Here is a 543-nt window from a genome sequence, read left to right as displayed (position 1 = left end):
ACCATCGCCTTATAAGCGGCGATGCCTGGCATCATACAGATGACGCTTGGCGAAATAAGAGCCTTGGGTGGTAGGGTATATTTTTTAGAAAAATAAACACCCAAAAAGCTGGCAAGCATCGCGCCAAAAAAGCTGGCAACCACCAGATGTACGTGCTGATAGACAAGCGCTGTTTTTAGCCCAAAGCCAAACGCAGTCATCAGCAAACACGGCAAAATGTAGCGTTTGGGTACGCTAAACATCAGCGTCCAACCAAGGGTAATAATACATGACAGCACCACGGTTTCAATGAACCACATGTCAAAACCCCCAGTGCTGTATTTGCAATAAAACCAGTGCCATCACGATGCCAACGCACGCTGACAAAGTCAACATATACGTAAACACGGCACGTCCAACGCCGATATTGACATAGCCCTTTAGAATGTCTGAGAAAGAATTAATCAAAGGAAAGCTTGGCACCAGTAGCAAAACGCTAGAGGCAACCGCAATATCGGCATTATTACCAATATCAAAATAATAGGTTGTCGCGCCAATTAAAGA

General features: G+C 44.9%; 2 protein-coding genes. Both read right to left on the bottom strand.

Going from position 1 to position 543, the window contains the following annotated elements; translation table 11 throughout:
- A partial coding sequence (locus tag ACS8FD_RS23865; RefSeq protein WP_439277674.1) for a threonine/serine exporter family protein occupies positions 1–299 on the bottom strand: 299 nt, incomplete at its 3' end.
- Between the two features lies 1 nt (position 300).
- On the bottom strand, positions 301–543 hold a 243-nt coding region (locus ACS8FD_RS23860; protein ID WP_439277673.1), incomplete at its 5' end, for a threonine/serine exporter family protein.

It is taken from the genome of Psychrobacter sp. 1U2 (genome assembly GCF_051847575.1).
Note: the sequence above shows the minus strand (reverse complement) of the source record. Positions and strands in the feature narration are given on the sequence as shown.